Below are 19178 nucleotides of genomic sequence, written 5' to 3'. Positions count from 1 at the left end.
AGGGAATCGAAAACCGACAGCCTGCCCAGAGTTTCCCACAAACTTATCGAGCGTTGCCGGAAAATAACGCAACACAACCGGTTACTTCAATGACGACATTGTCAAAGCGATCGGACAGAGCCGTTTTCAGGCCCGCCAGGCTATCCTCCGAATTGGAGAAGATACCTTTTTTGTTGTAGAAATCCATCAGCCTCTTAGCCAGCCAGCCTCTGTCCACCCCCTCCTGAAGAATGGTCGACCCAAATACAGTTGCTCCAGGATTCATCAACTTTTTGAGATAATCCAATGCAACCGCCTTCTCTTCGATTGCGCCGGGAAGGCAGTGGAAAAGGTAATTTATACCCACGGAATCAAAGGGTTCTATGGGCTGTGAAATTTCTTCCAGAATATTTTGCTGGTAGGTCTCAGGGCGATACCGCTCTATCCGCTTTGATGCAAATTCCAGTGTGTTGGCATTCATATCCATCAGTGCAATCCTGGGGCCGTCCGCCGGAAACCGGCAACGGTCGAGGAAATAGCCGGTACCCACTCCCACATCCAGGTGATTGGAGGTTACATTGTTGTTGTAGTGCGACTCGATCAGGTGCGTCGGGCATCTCCAGATATAGCGATTGGATATTCCCAACACGATCAGGTCATAGGCCGAGAGTGCGCGCTTTGTGTAAACAGCCTGACCGGCTTCAATTTCCGCTGCTGTAGGTTTCACCTGTCTATCCCCCTCCTGGCTGAAAAGTGCCTGTTAACGAACTACAGGCCGGTAATGGAAAAATGGTGGCTGGTGATATTGAATCCTTCTCTCAGATAGAATCTGTGCGCTGGAAATCGCTGAACCCCGGAATCGAGATGCAACTGACTACAACCAATTTCCTTTGCATACTCCTTGAACCAGCCGATCAGGAACGCGCCAGCTCCGGAAGATCGATGCTCCTCATCAGTGACAAGGTCATCGATGTAGATATGCTTACCCCACGCCAGCTTTTGGCCGACAACAAACCCCGCCACACATAAAACCTTACCAGCAGATGTGACATAGGCCAGTTGATAGCCGGATTTCTGCTGTGATTGAATCTGGGCCTTAAGGCTGTCCAAGTTGTACTGGGGCCGGAGCTGCAAAAGAACCTTGCCGACCCTATCCAATTCATCTTCTGATGTTACCAACTGAACGTTCATAATCTCGTTTTCAGTTACGTAGTTACCTGTTTCACCCCACTCCCTGCCTTCAACGGGTGCATCGCCGCATCGCGCCCTGTGCTCTTCAGCCTGACCGGTCAACCCACCTGCTGCGCATGGGAGGGGTCGAAAACCTCCACCGACGGCACCGCGACACCGGCCTTGGGATCGCGGAAACGGACCAGCGCCACGTCGCGGAGTTCGCGGGCCTTCAACACACTGGCTTCCTTGACCAGGCCGTAGCCGCGAATGCCGTCTGGGTAACTGAGCAGCTCGATGGCCGAGGCGTGGTTACCGGCGTTCAGCTTGCCGAGCACCTCATCCACCAGTTGCTCGTACTCGCGAATCAGTGCGCGCTCCATTTTGCGCTCGGCGGTGTAGCCGAAAATATCCAGCGCGGTGCCGCGCAGGATTTTCAACCTGGCCAACAGAGCGAAGGCCTTGTACATCCAGCCCCCAAATTTGAGTTTGCGCGGCCGGCCCAGGGCTTTGTCGAAGGGCGCAATCAGTGGCGGGGCCATATTGAATTCCAGCTCGAAATCGCCCGCGAAGTTTTCCTCCAGTGCCCTGACGAAGCGGCCGTCGGTGTAGAGTCGGGCCACTTCGTACTCGTCCTTGTAGGCCAGCAGCTTGGCATAGTAGCGGGCCACCACTTCCGCCAGGGCTTCGCTGCCGGGCACCTTGAGAATCTCCGCATCCTTGACCCTGTCCACCAGCGCCTTGTATCGCTGTGCCAACTGCGCGTTCTGGTAGCCGGTGAGGAGTTCGACGCGATGAGCCACGATCTCCTCCAGGGTGCGCGGCAGTTGCGCTTCCTCGTCCCGCACCAACAGCGAGTCCAGGGCCTCGCGGTTGGCGGCGGCCAGCCGGCCAGCGGCAAAGCCCTGCAGGTTGGCCTCGATCGCCACGCCGTTCAATTCGATGGCCTGTTGCAGGGATTCCAGGCCCAGCGGCAACAGGCCCTTCTGCCAGGCGAAGCCCAGCATAAAAATATTTGCCGCCAGCGTGTCGCCCAGCGCGGCACTGGTGAGCTTGTGCCCCTCCACCGCGTCCAGTTGCAGCACCGCCTGGCCCAGGCTGTCCAGCACCGCCTGGGGCGAATGGCTGTCCTCCCGGCCCAGTACTGAGGCGGCGGTAGGGCTCAGGTGTGTGTTGACCACCGCCCGGCTATGGCTCTCGTCCAGCTTGGCCAGACAGGCGGCCAGGTTGCCGGCGGCGATCAGGTCGCAGGCCACCAGGCCGTCGGCGCGGCCGTCGGAAATACGTACAGCCTGCAGGGCTTCCGGCCGCGCGGCGAAGCGCACATGGGAATAGACCGCCCCACCCTTTTGCGCGAGACCGGTCTGGTCCAGGGTGCTGCAGGCCTTGCCTTCGATATGTGCGGCCATCGCCAGCAGCGCGCCGATGGTAACAACGCCGGTGCCACCGACGCCGGTAACCAGCAGATTGTAAGGTTCCGCCAACTGCGGAAGTTGCGGATCGGGCAGCCTGGCCGCCTCGGTGCGCAGCACGTCGCCCACACCGGCACGCTTGTTCAGCCTGCCGCCCTTGATGGTGACGAAAGACGGGCAGAAGCCGTTGACACAGGACATATCCTGGTTGCAGACGGTCTGGTTGACGCGGCGTTTGTCGCCCAGTGCGGTCTGGACTTTTTCCACCGCGATGCAGCTGGACTGCTGCACACAGTCGCCACAGCCCTCGCACACCAGTTCGTTGATAAACGGGCGCCCTTCCGCCTTCGGCAACAGGCCGCGCTTGCGCTTGCGGCGCAGTTCGGTGGCGCAGGTCTGGTCGTAGATGATGACGGTGCAGCCATCGGTCTCGCGCAGCTCCCGCATCACCACCGGCAACTGGTCGCGGTGGCGGATTTCCACCTGGGCGGGGAATTTCAGCGCGCCCTTGTACTTGTCCGGGTTATCCATCACCAATACCACTTTGCGCACACCCTCCGCCAGTACCTGGCGGCAGATCATGTCCGGGCGCAGTTCACCGTCGTGGGGCTGGCCGCCGGTCATGGCCACGGCGTCGTTGAACAGGATCTTGTAGGTGATGTTCACCTGCGCCGCCACGGAGGCGCGGATGGCGAGGAGGCCCGAATGGAAATAGGTGCCGTCGCCGAGGTTGACGAACACATGTTTTTCGCTGGTGAACGGCGCCTGGCCGACCCAATTGACACCCTCGGCACCCATCTGCGTGAAGGTGTAGGTCTCCCGGTCCAGCCACTGGGCCATGTAGTGACAGCCGATACCCGCCAGGGCGCGGCTGCCCTCCGGTACCTTGGTGGAGCGGTTGTGCGGGCAGCCGGCGCAGAACATGGGCAGGCGCGACACGCTGGAACCGGCCTGCTGCGAGATGCGCTCGGCCAGTGCATCGAGGCGCATCAGCCGGTGCCTGGCGCGCTCGCCCAGTTGTGCGCCGCCATGAGTCCCGCCGGACAGCAGCTTGCCCAGCACCTGCGCCACCACCGCCGGCGACAGCTCGCCGTACATGGGCAGCAGCGGGCGGTCGTGCTCGTCCACTTTGCCGATAATGCGCGGGAAATGCGGGTCCTGCAGATGGACGTTGTACAGCTCCTCTTTCAGCTGCACTTCCATCAGGCTGCGCTTTTCCTCCAGCACCAACAGGTAGTCCAGGTCGCGGGCGAACTCCTGGATGCCGGGCACGTCCAGCGGGTAGGTCATGCCCACCTTGAGTATACGGATTCCCAGGTCCCGCGCCTGCTGCTCGTCGATGCCCATATCCTCCAGGGCCTGCATCAGGTCCAGGTGCGCCTTGCCGGTGCTGACGATACCCAGGGTGGCGTCGGGGTTTTCCAGCACCACCCGGTTCAGCTTGTTGGCCCGGGCAAAGGCCAGGGCCGCCGGACGCTTGTAGCGCCACAGGCGCTCTTCCTGCTCCAGCGGGTTGTCCTGCTTGCGGATGTTCAGGCCGCCCTGGGGACGCTCGATTTCCGGATAGGTGAATTGCACCCGCTCGGGGTCCACGTCCACGGTGGCGGAGCTGTCCATATTTTCCGCGAGGGTGATCATCGCCACCCAGCAGCCGCTGAAGCGGGACAGCTCCAGGCCGTAGTGGCCGTAATCCAGCACCTCCTGCACGGTGGCCGGGTTGAGCACCGGGATATGCATGTCCACGAAAGCAAATTCGGACTGGCCGGGATAGGACGAGGACTTACAGCCGTGGTCGTCACCGGCGATGATCAGCGCCCCGCCCTTCGGCGAGGAGCCGGCGGCATTGGCGTGGCGGAAAGCATCGCCGGAGCGGTCCACTCCCGGGGTCTTGCCGTACCAGATACCGCAGACACCATCCACCTGGGCGCCATCGAACAAGCCCACCTGCTGCGAGCCCCACACGGCGGTCGCGGCGAGCTCCTCGTTGACACCGGGAACAAAGCGAATATTGTGCTGTAGAAGGAGTTGCTGTGCGCGGCTCAGTTGCTGGTCGTATCCACCGAGGGGAGAGCCGCGATAGCCGGAAATGAAAGTGGCGGTATTGAGACCCCGGACCCGATCCATGCGCATTTGGTCGATGGGCAAACGGACCAGGGCCTGAATCCCGGACAGCAGTACCCGCCCCTTGAGGGTGGTGTACCGGTCATCCAGGGAAATCTGCCTGACCTGGGTGCCCGCCTCGCGTTGGGGGCTCTCAACATACTCACTCATACGCCTCTTCCGGTTATCTGCCTAGCTCGAAACTGATTTCGGACTACCAGTCATTATTTTATTCCGGGCCTCTTGCCCTCCCGTTCTTGCGGGCACCGCAAGAAACACGGCCTTACCTGCGACGGGCTGGTCGGGCCATACTAGTGCGTTAAGGGCAACAGAACATTGCTTTATTTACGCATTTATGCATAAAATTATGACAGAAATCTCGACCAAATAACTATTTATAGGATGGGAGTTTATATGAAGCGTTCGACAGACCTGGATGATTTCGATCGCAAAATTCTGCGGGCGCTGCAGGAGAATGCCGATTATTCCATGGCGGAACTGGGAGACAAAGTGGGCCTCTCCCACACTCCCTGTTGGCGCCGGATCAAACGCCTCGAGGCAGAGGGTATCATTCGCGGCCGCGTCACCCTACTGGATCCCCGTAAACTCGACCTAGGGGTCACAGTATACTGCTATGTGACCATCCACAACCACGACGAGGAGTCCCTCAACAGTTTCGAATCCGCCGTGCAGGATGTGCAGGAGGTGGTGGAGTGCTACTCCACCAGCGGAGACAAGGACTACGTATTGCGCGTGGTGGTGGACAGCGTGGAGCACTACGAACAGTTGCTCAAACGCTCGCTGGTGCACCTGCCCAACGTGGCTTCCGTAAATTCCACTTTTGCGCTCAAGCAGGTGAAGTACACTACCCAGTTGCCGCTTTAATTTCGGGACTCGGGACTCGGGACAGAATACCGGAACTTGATGCGAAGGCCCTGATACCGGGAGCCGTTCGAGAAACGTTTGCCGATGAGGCTGTTGAACGAACGGCTACCGGTAGCAGGGCCGCCCGGAACCTCCCCTTCGGACCAGGGACTCGGGAAAGAATACCGGAGCCTGAAGCGAAGGCCCTGATACCGGGAGCCGTTCGAGAAACGTTTGCCGATGAGGCTGTTGAACGAACGGCTACCGGTAGCAGGGCCGCCCGGGACCTCCCTTCGGACCAGGGACTCGGGAAAGAATACCGGAGCCTGAAGCGAAGGCCCTGATACCGGGAGCCGTTCGAGAAACGTTTGCCGATGAGGCTGTTGAACGAACGGCTACCGGTAGCAGGGCCGCCCGGAACCTCCCCTTCGGACCAGGGACTCGGGAAAGAATACCGGAGCCTGAAGCGAAGGCCCTGATACCGGGAGCCGTTCGAGAAACGTTTGCCGATGAGGCTGTTGAACGAACGGCTACCGGTAGCAGGGCCGCCCGGGACCTCCCTTCGGACCAGGGACTCGGGAAAGAATACCGGAGCCTGAAGCGAAGGCCCTGATACCGGGAGCCGTTCGAGAAACGTTTGCCGATGAGGCTGTTGAACGAACGGCTACCGGCAGCAGGGCCGCCCGGGACCCCCCCTTCGGACCAGGGACTCGGGAAAGAATACCGGAGCCTGAAGCGAAGGCCCTGATGCCGGGAGCCGCTCGAGAAACGTTTGCCGATGAGCTGTTGAACGAACGGCTACCGGTAGCAGGGCCGCCCGGGACCTCCCCTTCGGACCAGGGACTCGGGAGAGAATACCGGAGCCTGAAGCGAAGGCCCTGATGCCGGGAGCCGTTCGAGAGACGATTGCCGATGAGGCTGTTGAACGAACGGCTACCGGCAGCAGGGCCGCCACGACTCCGGCTATGAGCTTCCCGGGCCCGTCAATCCAGTGTTTCCAGTTCTTTCAACACCTGGCCCAGCACCTGTTGCAGATCCCTGCCGTCGCAGTCCACGGTGATATCCGCGTATTTCCGATACAGCGCCTCGCGCTCGGCAAACAATTCCTCGAAACTCTGCCCGGGGGCCTTGGCGATGCCGCGGCTCTCGTAGTTGTGGATACGGCGGCGCAATTCAGCCGCGGAGCAATGGAGAAAAACAACCGGGCCCAGGAGGCGCAGGTTGGCCATACCCTCCGCGCTGTACACAACACTGCCGCCGGTGGCGATCACGTGGTTGGGCAGTTCGGCGCTGGAGATCACCTCCCCCTCGATACGGCGCAGGTTCAGATAATCGCTCCCGTCCATGATCTCCTGCAGGGTCTTGCCCTCCCGGGACTGGATCAGCAAGTCCGTATCGACAAAATCCATCGCCAGCTCTTTGGCCAGCAACACCCCCAAAGTACTTTTGCCGGCGCCCGGCATACCGATCAGAACAACGCTTTTGTATTTTTTCATTTGATTCGCTATCAACTATTGACCCGCAGGGTTGGAAACACCTGCTCACTTCTTCAGTCCCCCCGTCGCGGAAACAGCAGCGAACGCAACCAGCCCCACAGAGAGTTGCCCTCCAGTAGCATTTTATCCAGTTCGCCCAGGTTGTGCGCCTGGCGAAAGGCGTCGGCAAACAGAGCCTCGCGGGTGATCATACGACGCCCGGGCTCGATCCGCTTGATCTCCCTGGCGGGGTTGCCGGCCACCACGGTGTTGGCCGGTACGTCCCGGGTCACCACACTGCCGGCTCCGACGACGGAGTTGTCGCCGATGGTGACCCCCTTGCACACAATCGCGCTGTCCCCCACCCAGACATTGTCGCCGAGGAGCACCGGGGCGGTACAGCGAAACGGACGCGTACGATTATAGAGGCCGTGCCAGTCGGAGTCGGAGATGTACACATTGGCCGCGATCATGCAGGCGTTGCCGATAGTAATCGACTCCGCCGCGGATATACGCACCCCCGGGGAAATCAGCACAAAATCGCCGATGGTGATCCATGCCTCGCCGCCCCGGTGACCGAAGGTGGTGAGGCGGATGCAGTTGTCCGGAGTGGAAATCAGGTGCGGATAATTCCCCAAACGGATATTACCACCGAATACCTGCACCGAGGCCGGATGCATGACTTCCGGCTCCCGACCGACGGCGTCAAATTGCGGTAGCAGAAAGTGGCGGGTGCGCCAGCGGCGAAAACGCAGCTGGCATTTTTTCAACCAGTGGGGTCGGTGATCTTTGCGCATCGGCTTCGCATTGCTTTTCCGCCGGCGGCGGTTTACTGTTCGGGCACTTGAAAAAGCGCCAGTGGTATTTTCATGTCCCTCGAGCTACCCATCGATATTCACGCCGTCAAAGGTTTTCTCGCCGCCAGCGAGGGTGAGGCGCTGTACCACCTGGCCGTGGAAGCCTGCGGCCTGGGCGCCTGCCTGGAGGTGGGCAGCTACTGCGGAAAATCCACGTTATACCTGGCCTCCGCCTGCAAACTGGTGGACGGTGTGCTCTACGCGGTGGACCATCACCGCGGCTCCGAGGAACACCAGCCGGGCGAGGAGTACCACGACCCGGAACTCTTCGACGAAGACAGCCGGTTAATGGACAGCTTCCGTACCTTTCGCACCAATATTCGCGCGGCGCAGCTGGAGGACTGGGTGGTTCCAGTAGTCGCCCCATCTTCAGTGGCCGCAAGACGATGGAACACGCCCCTCGGTCTGGTATTTATCGACGGCGGCCATTCGCAGGAGGCGGCGATGACCGACTACCGCTGCTGGGCGCGTCATATCGTACCGGGCGGCTACCTGGCGATTCACGATATCTTTCCGGACCCCGCCGACGGGGGCCAGGCGCCCTACGAGATCTACAAGCTAGCGCTGGCTTCCGCCCAGTTCGAGCTGGTTGAGATGGTCGACACCCTCGGCATCCTGCGCCGGGTCTGACAACAACTTCACGGAAGTAAACAATCCGCTGGCCGGGGTCAGGCCGGCGAGCGCATCCGCCGCCAGCAGTATAGCTCCCACCGTCCAGGTGGTTTTCTCCTCCGGCCAGATGGCGCTGTCCCGGTAAACATAGCCGGTCCAGTAGCCGCCGTCGCCATCTCGCCAGCGGTGCAGGCCGCGGTAGAGTTTCGCCGCGCGGCCGGCTTCGCCCGCTGCCAGCAGTGCCATGGTCAATTCACAGGACTCCGCCACGGTGACCCAGGGCTCGTCGTTGACGCAGCGGCAGCCCAATCCCGCCACCACAAATTCATCCCATTTGCCCTGCAAACGCGTGCGCGCCGCGGTTGCGGAAAACACACCGGCGAGCACCGGATAAAACCAGTCCATGGAGAAGCGCGCCTTGCTCTCCCAGGTGCGATCAAAACGCTGCGGCTTCGTCCTCAACGCCTCCCCGAGCTTTTCCCTGCCCCGCTCCCAGCGCGGCCGCCCGCAGCCGAGGCTGCGGGCGATATTGATACCGCACTCCAGACTCTTGTAGATGGAGGAACAGCCGGTAATCAACGCATCCTCTTCGGGCCGTCCATCGGTATCCACCGCCCAGTGGATATCGCCGTGTTCCGTCTGCAGGTCCAGTACAAATTCCAGCGCCCGCTCGACGGTGGGCCAGTAGGCACGCAGAAAATTTTTGTCGTCGGTAACCAGGTAATGGTGCCAGACGCCAGTGGCGATATAGGCGACGAAATTGCTTTCGCGCCGCTCGCGATTGTGTATCCCGCCATCCTTGTAGGCCGCCCACCAGCTGCCGTCCGTCAGTTGCATCTCCGCCAGCCAGGCATAGGCCCTTTCCGCCGCGGCGTACTCGCCGGCCACGCTCAGCCCCATGGCCGCCTCCACGTGGTCCCAGGGGTCGGCGTGGCCACCGCGAAACCAGGGGATGCAGCCGTCCGCCTGCTGCTGCGAGAGAATATAGCCGGCACTGCGGTGTAAAAAATCCGCCGGAAAGAGTTCCGCGACGGGCTTGGCGGGCACGGCAAACTCAGTCATGCGGCGGACTCCACGGCCAATGCCGGAGTTTTCTGTTCCGGCAATGCCCTGAGCGGCTGCGGCGATTTGACAAAATACAGGACGATACTTTTTCCCAGCAGCGGATCGAGTAGTTTTTCCAGCAGCCGCGTAAGTCGAGGTTTCTGCATCAGATCCCAGACCAGCAGGCGGTGATAGAGGGCCAGCAGCCGGGATTCAGGCCTGCGCCACAGGAGACACTTGAGCCACCAATAGGGAGTATGCAACGCGTGGGCCTTGTGGCGGGCAAAACAGAGATGCCCCAGCTTTTCGATACTGCGGCGCAGCTCCCGCTCGCGAAAGATACGGATATGTCCGCCTTCCACCTGGTGATATTCATCACTCAAACGCCAGCAGATCCATTCGGGAAAATACGTCGGCACACTCGCCGCGAAGAGTCCCCCGGGTTTCAACACCCGGTCGATTTCCGCCAATACCCCGGTGTAGTCCTCGATATGCTCCAGCACTTCAGAGCAGATCACCACATCGAAGCTGTTGTCGGCAAATGGCAGTTGGAGGCCGTTGGCCACGCCGAGCAGCAGGCCGGGTGCCTGGGCGCCCTCTACAAATGGCTGTGCGCGCTCGCGTGCAGTCTGCACGTCGGCGAATTTCAGGTCGACGCCCACTACCTCCACCGGTTCGGAAACCAGCAGGTGAATCGCGTGACGCCCCTCGCCGCAGCCGAGGTCGAGCACTCTCTGTCCCGGCTGCAGGTCGAGTCTCTTCGGATCGACAGTGATCATCAGGCGGCCTCCGCACCGCGGCCGCCATTTTCCCGCGCCTTGCGCAGGGGCAATTCCGCGGACGGGTGCCGGCCCGGCACCTCGCGTCCGAGAATTTCCAGGTAGTAGTGCACCAGATGTTCGGCGGCCAGGCGCCAGGAAAAGTGCTGCTCAATGCGCTCCCTGCCCTTCTGTCCCAGGGTTTCCCGCACGGAGGCGTCGGCGAGCAGGCGGTCGAGGGCCTTCGCCAGTGCATCGCTGTCACCGGCGGGCACCACGATGCCCGCATCACCCACCACTTCCGGCAGCGCGCCGCCGTCGCTCGAAATCACCGGCGTTCCGCAGGCCATGGCTTCCCCGGCCGGCAGCCCAAAACCTTCGTAGAGCGAAGGGCACACCACCACAGAGGCGCTCGCGTAGTAGTCCACCATCTGCTGGTTGGAAATACCGGAAACAAATCGTACCGCAGTTTGCAGTTGCAAGTCGTTCAACAATCGTTCCGTGGCGCCGCCCTCCTGCAATCGTCCCACCACCAGCAGTTCCAGTTTGGGGTATTTCCCGCGCAGTGTGGCCAGCGCGTGCAGCAGAAAGCGCAGCCCCTTGAGGGGTTGGTCGGCGGAGGCGGTGGTCATGATGCGCAGAGGCGTGCGCGCGATATCGGGCTGGGGACGGAAAATATCCGTATCGATACCGTTATAGATCAACCGGATCTGATCCGGCGCCACCCCGAACTGCTCGACGATATCCCGCTGCGACTGTTCGGAGACCGTCACGATATGCCGCAGGCGGCGGGACACCCGGATCTGCATACGCAGGAAGTTGTGCCAGCGGCGCACCAGCAGGCGGTAGCACCAGTCGGGCGCCGCATCCAGGGCCAGCTGGCGGTCGCGGGTAATCGGGTGGTGGATGGTGGCCACCACCGGCAGGCCATCCCGCTCGATCTGCAACAACCCGTAACACAGGGACTGGTTGTCGTGCACTATGTCGTAGTGGCGGCCATGCTCGCGCAGGTACCTGGCCGCGCGCCGGCCAAAGGTGTAGGGCTCGGCGAAACCGCCGCTGAGCTTGCTCCACCACTCGAAAAAATCCGTCCAGGAGAGCAAGTGGCGAAGGCGCAGGGCGCGGGTGGGATTCTTCTCTTCGAACAGGTTGAGGCCCGGCATTTTGATTAGCCGCACCCGTGGGTCCAGTTCCGGGTAGGGTTGGCCGGAGATCACATCCACTGCGTGGCCGGCGTCCACCAACGCTTTGCTCAGGTAATACAGGTAAACGCCCTGGCCGCCACAGTGGGGATGGCTGCGGTAGCCCAGCAGGCAGATTTTGAGCGGCCGTGGCGGCACAGCTCCAGTGGACTGTCTCGACAGTGCACCAGGACCGTCTGCAAAATTCTCCAAGGCGGTCATAACATTCCCGGATTGTTATTCGAAATGACTGCGGCCATGCCGACGGGCGAAGAATACACGCTCGTTAAAATGACTGCCAGGGAGAATTTGTTCGCGGTATGAGGGCGGGCACAGGGCCCGCTATCGATCCCACCCGGGAGTCAGAAGATGAATTTATAGCCCACGCCCAGGTTCAACATCCAGGGGCTGTAGTCGAAATCACCACTTATACGAACCGGCACTGTCGTCGAGGCAGGGAAAGGTGCGGGCAGTCCGGTGACCGGCAGACCGTAGCCCAGCTCCAGGTCCGGCTCGGAATCCGCGTAGATCGCGGAGGCATTGACGATCCAGTTGCTGTCGTACCCCAGCAGGAAGTCCACGCCCACCTGGGCGGCCCCGCCGAAATCACTGCCCAGGTTCAGGATACCGTTGGCAAAGGTGGCTCCGCTGCCAAACACCGAGCGCACCTGCTTGAAATTCGGGCCGCGGTCGATGTCAGTGTAGTTCACCCCGAGGCCAACATAGGGCTGGATCAGGCAGCTGGGGTCGAGTGGATACCAGTTGATAAACAGGCTGGTGACATGGATGTCGAAATTACCCAGCCCCACTCTCGCTGACCCAACAACGGAACCACCGGCGATGGCAAAAGTATCCAGGTCCGCTTCGAGGCTGGCATCGTTGACGTGATGCAGCTCCAGGCCCCAGTGGTCCCGGAACAGCCAGACACCGCTCACGTACCAGGTGGTATCGTCGTCCAGGTCCATGTCGACTGTCCCAAGCACGTTCACGGTCGCCGGATCGTCCTCAACGTCCTCCTCGACCAAAAAGGGGATTCTGCGGGAGATAATCTGGTCGTCGTCCGGCTCCACAAAGGAGGCACCACCGCGGATGATAATGTCGCCTTCTTTGTAGTCTGCAAGTGCCGCCTGGGCGACGAGGCCGGCGCAGGCCGCGGCGGCCACACAGACGAGAAGGAACTTCAATCTCATCATGAGGCAACCCCTTTTAATTCTGAATAGTTCCTTCGCCGCGGTTGCGGTTCTCTCCATTATAGGCGGGGTTTTTCAGCCCGGAGGGCACGGCGGTCCACGACTGGCGCGTTATGAGGAGGGAAATTCCGCAGGAAGAATTCGAAAAAAATGCCCGCCAAAAGGCGGGCCAGGTTTCTCGAACACACTTTCAGGAGGAGAGTCATAAGCGCACGGTGCGCTTAGCTTTAGGTATAGCAGAGCTTCACTGGCAACCTCGGCGGTTGTCGCCCCAGCCTTTTTTCCCGCGTGAAAAATGACGTCTTCCTTCAGACACGGTGCAGGTAGCTCTGGTATTCCACATCGGTGATGCGGGCGCCGATTTCCGCTATCTCCTGGCGCTTCAGCAACACGAATATCTCCACGAACCGGGGGTCCAGATACTCCTGCCACAGCTGGCTGTGCTCGAAGCGCTGGAGCGCGGCACCCCAGGTATTGACCAGTTGTTCGCTCTCCACCTGATAGGCATCGCCCTCCACCGGCGCCGGTGCCTGCAGTGTATTTTCCAGGCCGTAACAGGCACCGGCGAGAATCGCGGCCAGCACCAGGTAGGGATTTACATCGGCACCGGCAATGCGGTGCTCGATACGCCGCGCGTCCGGGCTGCTGGCGGGCACCCGCAGTGTGGTGGTGCGGTTGTCGTAGCCCCAGCACAGATTCAGCGGCGCGTGGGAGCTTTCCTGAAAGCGGCGATAGGAATTCGAGTGCGGTGCGAAGAAGGCCATGGCATCGTTGGCGGTGACCAGCATGCCGGCAATGGCCTGGCGCAGCTGTTCGGAACCGGCGTCGCTGCCGTCGTCGAAAACATTTTTGCCGTTTTCGTCGAGCAGGCTGAGGTGTACGTGCATGCCGTTGCCCGCCTGGTCGCCAAACGGTTTGGCCATGGTGCTCACGCGATAGCCGTGGCTGCGCGCCACACCCTTGAGCAGGCGCTTGAACAGCAGTGTCTGGTCGGCGACTTTGACCGGGTCGGCACTGTGCAGCAGATTGATCTCGAACTGCCCGGGCGCGCACTCGGAGAGAATCGAGTCCGCGGGAATGCCCTGCGACCCGCAGGCGGCGCGCACGTCGGCGAAGAAATGCCGCTGTGCGTCCAGTTCGGAGAGGTCGTACACATCGGTGGAGGGCACCAGTTCGGTGTCGTTGTCGCTCACGGGGCGCGGCCGCGCCAGGTGATCCGCTTCCTCGCGCAGCAGGTAAAACTCCAGCTCGGTGGCCGCCACCGCGGTGTAACCCAGCTCTTTGAGCCGCACCACCACCCGCTGCAATTGTGCGCGCGGGTCGGCATAAAGCGGGGAGCCGTCCGCCTCGCGCAGCTGCATGTGCAGCTGCGCCGTCTCCTCCCGGTGCCAGGGCGCCAGGGAGATTGGCGATACCGGCGTACAGATGCCATCCGCGTCGCCGCTGGCGAAGACCAGCGGGCTGTTTTCGATATCCCGCCCCCACACGTCCAGGCTGACCGCGCTGCGCGGCATCTGCAGGCCGCCCTTCAACAATTTGTGCGCCGCGCCCGCCGGCAGCCACTTGCCGCGGGGGATGCCGTTGATATCGAAGATAAAGCCCTCGATCCACTTGAGATCGGGGTGCTCGCGCAGGAATGTTTCGGATTCCTGCAGGATTTCCGAAGGCGGCGCGAATTTTTTTTCCTTGGACATACATTGCCTTTGGTTATCGGGGGGCCTGGGTGATTGTAAGCCAGGTCCGTGGCGGCCCTGCTGCCGGGGGTTGTCCGCTCAACAGCCTCATCGGCAAAGGTTTTGCGGACGGCCCGATAGCAGAGCCTTCGCTTCAGGGCTCGGTACTTTTTCCAGAGTCCCGTGTCTCGGGTCCCAGTTGATTTAGGGCTCCACGATAAATCGCCGTGGAGAAAGGCCCGGGCGGCCCTGCTGCCGGTGACCGTCCGCTCAACAGCCTCATCGGCAAATGTTTCACGGACGGCCCCGGCAGCAGGGCCTTCGCTTCAGGCCTCGGTATTCTTTCCAATATCCCGGGCCCGGTTGGTTTGGGGCTCCGTAGTAAATCGCCGCATCGCCGCAGGTATCTGATGTCGCGATCGCGGCCATGGGCGGATGGCCGCCCCGCCGCTCCTACACGGGGCGGAGCTGGAGCTCCGCGGTCCCGGGAATATTACGCCAACGCCTTAGCGGTGTCGTCCAGCGCCCGGTGCGCCTTATCCACCAGTTCATCCACCTGCTCGGTGGTGAGAATCAGCGGCGGCGCGATGATCATGGTATCGCCGGTGGCGCGCATCACCAGGCCATTCCTGATGCTCATATCGCGGCAGACACCGCCGGCGGTGCACTTGTCATCAAAGCGCGCGCGGCTGGCCTTGTCCTTTACCAGCTCCAGGGCGCCTACCAGGCCCAGGCTGCGCGCTTCACCCACGATCGGGTGGTCCGCCAGTTCCGCCCAGCGTTTGGCCAGGTAGGGCGCGGTGACGTCGCGCACATTGTCGATGATGTTCTCATTGCGCAGGATATTGATCGTCGTCAGACCAGCCATGCAGGCCGCCGGGTGCGCGGAATAAGTGTAGCCGTGGGTGAACTCGCCGCCCTTGGCCTTGATCACCTCCGCCACCCGGTCGCCGACCATGGTGCCACCCAAAGGGAAGTAGCCATTGGTCACCGCCTTGGCGAAAGTCATCAGGTCCGGCTGCATGCCGTAGTAGTCGGCGCCGAACCACTCACCGGTGCGGCCGAAGCCGAAGATCACCTCGTCCATCACCAGCAGTATGTCGTACTGGTCCAGTATCCTTTTCACTTCCGGCCAGTAGGTTTCCGGCGGGATGACCACGCCGCCGGCGCCCTGGATCGGCTCGGCGATAAACGCCGCCACATTCTCCGGACCCAGTTCCTGGATTTTCTCGTCCAGGCAGCGGGCGGCGTGGATGCCGAATTCCTCCGGGGACATGTCGCCGCCCTCACCGAACCAGTAGGGCTGCTGGATATGCTCGATATAGTCCAGCGGCTGGAACTGCTTGCGCATGCCGTTCATACCACCGAGGCTGGCGCCGCCGATGGTGGAACCGTGGTAGGCATTCTTGCGGGAGATGATGATGCGCTTCTCCGGCTGCTCTTTCAGGTCCCAGTAGCGGCGGATGATCCGCAGGTTGGTGTCGTTGGCCTCGCTGCCGGAGCCGGTGAAGAAGACGTTATTCATGTGCGCCGGGCTCACCTCCGCGAGGGCGTCCGCCAGCTCGATGGAAGGCACGGTGGTGCATTGGAAGAAGCTGTTGTAGAAGGGCAGCGTGTTCAGCTGCTCGTAGATGGCGTCGGCGATCTCCTTGCGGCTGTAACCCAGATTGCAGCACCAGAGGCCGGACATGCCGTCGAGCATCCGATGGCCGTCGATGTCGGTGATGTAGGCGCCCTCGGCACCGGTGATCACCCGGGTTCCCTGCCTGCCCAGGTCGTTGAAATCGGTAAAAGGGTGCAGCAGGTGCTCGCGGTCGTGCTGTTGCAGTTGACTCTTGTTCATCATCTCGCTCCCGACTGTGCTGGCCGGGACGATAGCGATCCCGGCCCTCGAATTTGTGATCACATTTTAGTGTGGAGCGAGCCGGTTTCGCAACAGGAATTTGGAATCGGGACCCGGCAAAGAATATCGAAACTCAATGCGAAGGCTCTGATGCCGATGGCTGTTTACGGGACCTTATGAGGCAGGGATGCCGATTAGAGCCTACAGAGACGTACTTAGGGGGGGCGCCTAGCCCGTGTCCCGGAAACAGCCATCGGCAGCAGGGCCGCCACAGAGCATGCCAATGGACAGGAGCCCGGAAACAACACGGGACTTCACAGGCCCCTTCTGGTCAGAAGCCGCAGTCCACCGCATCCAGCAGCATATGGGTGATCAGACCGATACCCAGCAGGCGCACCGGCTGCCAGGGCAGGAACACCATGGCGCCGTACAGTGAGATGGGCAGCATCCTGTGCAGCGGGTGGAAGTTGATACTGCAGCGGTCGGGGGCGTAAACCGGATCTGCCAGCAGATGATCCAGATCCACCAGGTTGGCGGCCAGCATTATCAGCGCCGCCCTCTTCCAGATGGGCCGGAAGAAAAGCCAGGCGATGGCCACCGGCACCAGGATGTGCAGCGCGAGATGGATGTAGTTAAACACCGGCCTACAGCAACTCTTCCGCGGAAATGGAGCCTAGCCCCTCTTCGATATCCTGGCGAATGGCCGTGCGCACCCGCTGCACGTCGCCCGCGGCGATGGCGTCCAGCAGGTCCCGGTGGCGGTCCGGCAGCTCCTGTACGCCGAAGCGCTGGAACACCAGGTGCTGTAGCGGCGCCGTCTGCAGCCACAGGCTCTCGATCAGCGACAGGATGATATGTGGCCGCCCCAGGCGGTAGAGAGTGAAGTGGAATTCCAGGTTGGCGGTGACATACTCCTGTATGTCCCCCTCCTCCAGCGCCGCGGTGACCCGCTCGTCCAACTGGCGCAGTTGTTCCAACTCCTCCGGGCCCACGAATGGCAACGCCTGCTCTGCCGCCTGGCACTCCAGCGCCACCCGCGCCGCACATATCTCGGCGAGTTTCTCCGGGGTCATACTGGGCACAGTCACCCGCCGGGTATCGGAGAGTTCCAGGGCGCGCTCAGAAGTGAGCCGGCGCAGCGCCTCGCGTACCGGCATCGGGCTGCAGTCCAGCTCTGCGGCCAGGCCGCGAATGGTGACCGGATGGCCGGGCAGGAATTTGCCCCGCAGGATGGCGTCGCGCACCTGGTAGTAGACCCGCTCCTGGGTGGTGCGGTACTCCTCCTGGGGGGCACTGAATTCCTGCTGTTCGCTCATGCAGCCGTGATCCTGGTCAATTTATGCGGTATATCGTCGACACCGACTTCGACCATCTGGTCCTCTATGGCGCCGGTTTGCCACAGCTCGTAAAAGTCTTCCGCCACCTGTTTGCTCGTTTCCACCACTGAGGTCCAGTAGCTTACCCGCTCCGCCGTGCTGAGCTTGTAGAAATCGTCGCGGTCGGGGATCCTGCCGTAGGGCAGCTCGGCGGCGACAAACGCCGGCGACGGCGCCACCAGCAGGGTATTCTGCATGACCCCGCCCCGCACCCAGCGCCAGGCAAAGCGCTTGTCGAACCAGCCGGGCACCATATAGGGAAAGAAGTGCGGATACAACGCCAGCCCCTGCGGGTGGTCGAAACGCAGATCGAAATGGTAATCCGTGATACCGCCGTCGCGGTAATTGCCCAGCGGCGCGCCCAGCGGGTTCTGCACCCCTGTCATCACCAGGGGGATGGAACCGCTGGCAAGCACCGCGGCACACACATTCTCCGCCGACAGCGGCGTGTCGATGGTGCGCAAATGCTGGAAGCGCACCCCGGCGCTCTTCCCCGAGTGGAATACCACCCGGTCCCAGAAGGCACTCAGGGCGCGCCGCGACACCGCGTTGGCCAGCGCCGAGGCCAGCAGCGCCGGCCCCAGCAGCGCCCGCCGTTCGCTCGCCAGAGGGCCGCGGCCGCGAACGGCAACGAAATGGCTTTGCCAGACCGGATTCTCCGCCACCTGGCGGGCGCCCTCTTTGCCCAGTACTTCGCGCAGTATCCGCTCCCCGGTGGCTGTGATCTCTGCCGGCGTGGGCCTGGCCGAGGCATAAGTCTGGTGGATGTAGCCGTACTCCAGCCGCTCCAGGGCGCCCACGGAGTCCTCCATCGCGTAACACATATTGCGGAAACTGCCGATGGAGGAGCCCAGGCTGACGATGGGATCACTCCGGTCCCGGAAGAATTCGCCCATCAGCACCCGGTCCAGCTGGCTGATGACCAGCCACTTGGGCCCGCCTGAGGCGCCCACCAAAGTGGAGAACTGCTCCTGGCGGAGCCCCTCCTCGCGAATGCGTTTCGCCGCGGTGGCGCCGGCCAGCAACACGCAGGATGATTTTTTCACTTCTGACCTCTAAACAAACCTCTTCGAGCGAACACCGGGTTCGCCTCTATCCATCGTGCCGACAACTCACCACTCGCCGGTGTTCTCCATCGAGGCCCAGGGCTCCTGCGGCTCCAGGGGCTCGCCCTTTTGCAGCAGCTCGATGGAAATCCCGTCCGGCGAGCGCACGAAAGCCATGTGGCCATCGCGGGGCGGCCGGTTGATGGTGACGCCGCTGTCCATCAGCCGCTGGCAGGTTGCGTAGATATTATCCACCCGGTAGGCCAGGTGGCCGAAGTTACGTCCCCCAGTGTAGGTCTCCGGGTCCCAGTTGTAGGTCAATTCCAGGCAGGGGGTCTTGTTTTCGCGGGCGCTGTCCGCATCCCCGGGTGCGGCGAGAAAAATCAGGCTGAAGCGCCCTTTATCGTGATCGCTGCGGCTGATCTGCTGCAGTCCCAGCTTTTCGCAATAAAACTTCAGCGATTCCTCCAGGTCCGATACTCGTACCATTGTGTGTAAATATTCCACTGCAACTCCTCCTTCTCTGCGACTACAATCGCGGGACAAAATAAAAGCATATCAACGCGGATACCAGCGCGAAATGTATCAAAAATATTAT

The 19178-nt window shown here is 61.6% G+C and carries 17 protein-coding genes; 2 read left to right on the top strand and 15 right to left on the bottom strand.

The features are described from left to right. Positions 1 to 43: 43 nt before the first annotated feature. The 3 genes from PP263_RS03595 to PP263_RS03585 are packed head-to-tail and all read right to left on the bottom strand — an operon-like array spanning position 44 to position 4832. The gene (locus PP263_RS03595) at positions 44 to 706 is read right to left on the bottom strand and encodes a class I SAM-dependent methyltransferase (RefSeq protein ID WP_308367008.1); all 663 of its coding nucleotides are present in this window, start codon (positions 704 to 706) and stop codon (positions 44 to 46) included. 41 nt (positions 707 to 747) lie between these two features. Continuing rightward, positions 748 to 1272, bottom strand: a complete 525-nt coding sequence (locus tag PP263_RS03590) for a GNAT family N-acetyltransferase (protein ID WP_308367007.1) — start codon at positions 1270 to 1272, stop codon at positions 748 to 750. After that, a complete protein-coding gene (locus PP263_RS03585) occupies positions 1269 to 4832 on the bottom strand; it encodes an indolepyruvate ferredoxin oxidoreductase family protein (protein WP_308367006.1) in 3564 nt (1187 codons plus the stop codon). The genes PP263_RS03590 and PP263_RS03585 overlap by 4 nt, the downstream gene beginning before the upstream one ends. Before the next feature lie 243 nt (positions 4833 to 5075). Here PP263_RS03585 and PP263_RS03580 point away from each other — a divergent pair, with 243 nt between their 5' ends. Further along, a complete protein-coding gene (locus tag PP263_RS03580) occupies positions 5076 to 5546 on the top strand; it encodes an Lrp/AsnC family transcriptional regulator (RefSeq protein WP_078085981.1) in 471 nt (156 codons plus the stop codon). A 962-nt stretch (positions 5547 to 6508) separates the two neighbouring features. On the opposite strand, the gene PP263_RS03575 is transcribed toward PP263_RS03580, so the two are convergent. Together PP263_RS03575 and PP263_RS03570 are read right to left on the bottom strand one after the other, a co-directional pair. Beyond that, complete coding sequence (locus tag PP263_RS03575; protein WP_308367005.1) at positions 6509 to 7021, bottom strand: shikimate kinase; 513 nt, start codon at positions 7019 to 7021, stop codon at positions 6509 to 6511. A gap of 53 nt (positions 7022 to 7074) precedes the next feature. Beyond that, complete coding sequence (locus PP263_RS03570) at positions 7075 to 7797, bottom strand: acyltransferase (protein ID WP_308367004.1); 723 nt, start codon at positions 7795 to 7797, stop codon at positions 7075 to 7077. A 72-nt stretch (positions 7798 to 7869) separates the two neighbouring features. On the opposite strand from PP263_RS03570, the gene PP263_RS03565 reads away from it, so the two are divergent. After that, positions 7870 to 8487, top strand: coding sequence for a class I SAM-dependent methyltransferase (locus PP263_RS03565; RefSeq protein WP_308367003.1), 618 nt, complete (start codon positions 7870 to 7872; stop codon positions 8485 to 8487). On the opposite strand, the gene PP263_RS03560 is transcribed toward PP263_RS03565, so the two are convergent. From PP263_RS03560 to PP263_RS03515, 10 genes are all read right to left on the bottom strand, one after another. After that, the gene (locus tag PP263_RS03560) at positions 8416 to 9531 is read right to left on the bottom strand and encodes a prenyltransferase (RefSeq protein ID WP_308367002.1); all 1116 of its coding nucleotides are present in this window, start codon (positions 9529 to 9531) and stop codon (positions 8416 to 8418) included. The two genes, PP263_RS03565 and PP263_RS03560, sit on opposite strands and share 72 nt — an antisense overlap. Next, positions 9528 to 10292 carry a class I SAM-dependent methyltransferase gene (locus tag PP263_RS03555; protein WP_308367001.1) on the bottom strand — a complete coding sequence of 255 codons (765 nt, stop codon included), beginning with the start codon at positions 10290 to 10292 and terminating at the stop codon, positions 9528 to 9530. The genes PP263_RS03560 and PP263_RS03555 overlap by 4 nt, the downstream gene beginning before the upstream one ends. Continuing rightward, the gene (locus PP263_RS03550) at positions 10292 to 11674 is read right to left on the bottom strand and encodes a glycosyltransferase family 4 protein (RefSeq protein ID WP_308367000.1); all 1383 of its coding nucleotides are present in this window, start codon (positions 11672 to 11674) and stop codon (positions 10292 to 10294) included. Before PP263_RS03550 ends, PP263_RS03555 begins: the two co-directional genes overlap by 1 nt. A gap of 140 nt (positions 11675 to 11814) precedes the next feature. After that, positions 11815 to 12645, bottom strand: coding sequence for an OmpW family outer membrane protein (locus tag PP263_RS03545; protein ID WP_308366999.1), 831 nt, complete (start codon positions 12643 to 12645; stop codon positions 11815 to 11817). 305 nt (positions 12646 to 12950) lie between these two features. Continuing rightward, positions 12951 to 14336: a glutamine synthetase family protein gene (locus PP263_RS03540; protein ID WP_308366998.1), complete on the bottom strand. Its 1386-nt coding sequence runs from the start codon at positions 14334 to 14336 to the stop codon at positions 12951 to 12953. A gap of 472 nt (positions 14337 to 14808) precedes the next feature. Further along, positions 14809 to 16158, bottom strand: a complete 1350-nt coding sequence (locus tag PP263_RS03535) for an aspartate aminotransferase family protein (RefSeq protein WP_308366997.1) — start codon at positions 16156 to 16158, stop codon at positions 14809 to 14811. A gap of 331 nt (positions 16159 to 16489) precedes the next feature. After that, positions 16490 to 16798 carry a DUF6122 family protein gene (locus tag PP263_RS03530; RefSeq protein ID WP_308366996.1) on the bottom strand — a complete coding sequence of 103 codons (309 nt, stop codon included), beginning with the start codon at positions 16796 to 16798 and terminating at the stop codon, positions 16490 to 16492. 4 nt (positions 16799 to 16802) lie between these two features. After that, positions 16803 to 17474, bottom strand: coding sequence for a GntR family transcriptional regulator (locus PP263_RS03525; protein WP_308366995.1), 672 nt, complete (start codon positions 17472 to 17474; stop codon positions 16803 to 16805). Then, entirely contained in the window at positions 17471 to 18580 is a 1110-nt protein-coding gene (locus PP263_RS03520) for a hypothetical protein (protein ID WP_308366994.1), read from the bottom strand. The genes PP263_RS03525 and PP263_RS03520 overlap by 4 nt, the downstream gene beginning before the upstream one ends. A gap of 66 nt (positions 18581 to 18646) precedes the next feature. After that, positions 18647 to 19087 carry a lactoylglutathione lyase gene (locus PP263_RS03515; protein ID WP_308366993.1) on the bottom strand — a complete coding sequence of 147 codons (441 nt, stop codon included), beginning with the start codon at positions 19085 to 19087 and terminating at the stop codon, positions 18647 to 18649. Positions 19088 to 19178 lie beyond the last annotated feature (91 nt).

The organism is Microbulbifer sp. TB1203 (genome assembly GCF_030997045.1).
Classification (GTDB): Bacteria; Pseudomonadota; Gammaproteobacteria; order Pseudomonadales; family Cellvibrionaceae; genus Microbulbifer.
Note: the sequence above shows the minus strand (reverse complement) of the source record. Positions and strands in the feature narration are given on the sequence as shown.

Bases quoted from the DNA above. Each gene is read 5' to 3' on its own strand.
- PP263_RS03585 (WP_308367006.1), bottom strand. From the start codon at position 4,832: ATGAGTGAGTATGTTGAGAGCCCCCAACGCGAGGCGGGCACCCAGGTC.
- PP263_RS03580 (WP_078085981.1), top strand. From the start codon at position 5,076: ATGAAGCGTTCGACAGACCTGGATGATTTCGATCGCAAAATTCTGCGG.
- PP263_RS03575 (WP_308367005.1), bottom strand. From the start codon at position 7,021: ATGAAAAAATACAAAAGCGTTGTTCTGATCGGTATGCCGGGCGCCGGC.
- PP263_RS03570 (WP_308367004.1), bottom strand. From the start codon at position 7,797: ATGCGCAAAGATCACCGACCCCACTGGTTGAAAAAATGCCAGCTGCGT.
- PP263_RS03565 (WP_308367003.1), top strand. From the start codon at position 7,870: ATGTCCCTCGAGCTACCCATCGATATTCACGCCGTCAAAGGTTTTCTC.
- PP263_RS03560 (WP_308367002.1), bottom strand. From the start codon at position 9,531: ATGACTGAGTTTGCCGTGCCCGCCAAGCCCGTCGCGGAACTCTTTCCG.
- PP263_RS03555 (WP_308367001.1), bottom strand. From the start codon at position 10,292: ATGATCACTGTCGATCCGAAGAGACTCGACCTGCAGCCGGGACAGAGA.
- PP263_RS03550 (WP_308367000.1), bottom strand. From the start codon at position 11,674: ATGACCGCCTTGGAGAATTTTGCAGACGGTCCTGGTGCACTGTCGAGA.
- PP263_RS03545 (WP_308366999.1), bottom strand. From the start codon at position 12,645: ATGATGAGATTGAAGTTCCTTCTCGTCTGTGTGGCCGCCGCGGCCTGC.
- PP263_RS03540 (WP_308366998.1), bottom strand. From the start codon at position 14,336: ATGTCCAAGGAAAAAAAATTCGCGCCGCCTTCGGAAATCCTGCAGGAA.
- PP263_RS03535 (WP_308366997.1), bottom strand. From the start codon at position 16,158: ATGAACAAGAGTCAACTGCAACAGCACGACCGCGAGCACCTGCTGCAC.
- PP263_RS03525 (WP_308366995.1), bottom strand. From the start codon at position 17,474: ATGAGCGAACAGCAGGAATTCAGTGCCCCCCAGGAGGAGTACCGCACC.